Here is a 1,448-nt window from a genome sequence, read left to right on the forward strand (position 1 = left end):
GTACGCCAAGCGGGATCGGGTGGAGGCTCTGGTCGGGAGCTTCGGCCAGTAGCTTGTGCCGGTCGCCGATGGGGGTGCGACAGGAGGAGAGCGGCCAGAGCGTCGTTCATGAGAGCCAGCAGGTCTGGCCGCCATCACCCGGCGTGACATTGCCGCTACAGAGATTGAAGGCCTAGCAATCGGCGACGGAACGAACACATAGCGCTATAGATGAGTTACATCGTCGTATTTCAGCAGTACAACTCTGCTGTGCGGTACCCCGATGGTGGAGGCCTTTCAGCCCACGCACGCGCCAAGCGCGAGCAGGTCCGCTTCACCGCGGCGGACACGTACGAGCACGGCATGACCCCGCCGCAGGCCGCCCGCGCACTGCGTAGTCACCCCCGCTCGGCCAACGCCTGGCACCGCGCCTGGAAGCCAGTCACTGAGGTGCTTAGCTGTTGCCCAGTGGAAAGGTCCCACATCAGCACCACTCGGCCTAGAGCAGCAATGGGCCACCCGCCGGGGCTTGGTGTCGTCTGCCTGCGTACCGTCCACGTCCAGGTGTTCGTGTCGATGTCCCCGACACGAACACCCGAGACCTCGCCGATGCGCGCTGCCGTGCATGCAGCGAAGATCACAACTTCTCCCCACCGCTCGTAGCCATCTCTGGAACGTTCCACAAGTGCCTTCGCGAGTCGCTCCAACGCCGCCCAGTTGGGCAGTGCGAGCGCTCGGGGGTCATCCAGTTCGTCCTCGGCTTTCTTGTATTCGCTCTGCCGGCCGGTGACCTTGGCCGGGTTGCGGTCGATGATGTTGTCCCGCACGGCTTGCTCCAGGACCCGGACCAGGATGGCCAGGCTGTTCTTGACGGTGGAGCGGCTGCACTCGTCGGCGATCCATGCGTGGACGGTCCAATCCACCGCGCCGTTGGTGATCATGCGGACGGGGAGGTGTCCCAGGCTGGGAACCACTCGCTTGCGCCAGCCGGCCAGGTAGGGATCGAGGGTTTTGGCCTCCAGCCTCCGCGCTGCCAGGTGCATGATGCGCTCGCCGTAGTCGGCGAGTTTCATGGTGGCCATGTGCGGGTCGACGCCGCCGCGCGCGGCGTCCTCCATTTCCTCGATCCACTGTGCGGCCGCGTCCTCGGTGGGCAAGGCGACGGATTTGGATCGTCTTTGGCTGGTGGCGGGATCGAACCATCGCACGCGTGCTCGGTAGGGGTTCTTGCCGGCGCGCATTTCCACGTCGGATTTCAAAGCAATGCCGACGGGCGGGAGTTCGGGCCGTGGCGCCATCAGGCCACCTCACGTGGGTCGATACGGTGTTGGTCCAGCCAGCGCTGGACGTCGTGGATGTTGTAGAGCCGCCACCATCCGCGAGCATTTCCCCGACCTGCCCCCGGCCGCCGTCGCCCTCGCGCTGCGCATGTGGGGCCGCATGCACGGTCTGATCTCCCTGGAGGTCTA

General features: G+C 65.5%; 1 protein-coding gene. It reads right to left on the reverse strand.

What is annotated here, in order from left to right; all coding sequences use genetic code 11:
- Positions 1-377 precede the first annotated feature (377 nt).
- The gene (locus ACTMTI_RS56815; RefSeq protein ID WP_441129400.1) at positions 378-1,277 is read right to left on the reverse strand and encodes a hypothetical protein; all 900 of its coding nucleotides are present in this window, start codon (positions 1,275-1,277) and stop codon (positions 378-380) included.
- Positions 1,278-1,448: the final 171 nt, after the last annotated feature.

This window comes from Nonomuraea sp. H19 (assembly GCF_052068215.1).
GTDB lineage: Bacteria > Actinomycetota > Actinomycetes > Streptosporangiales > Streptosporangiaceae > Nonomuraea.

Bases quoted from the DNA above. Each gene is read 5' to 3' on its own strand.
- ACTMTI_RS56815 (WP_441129400.1), bottom strand. From the start codon at position 1,277: ATGGCGCCACGGCCCGAACTCCCGCCCGTCGGCATTGCTTTGAAATCC.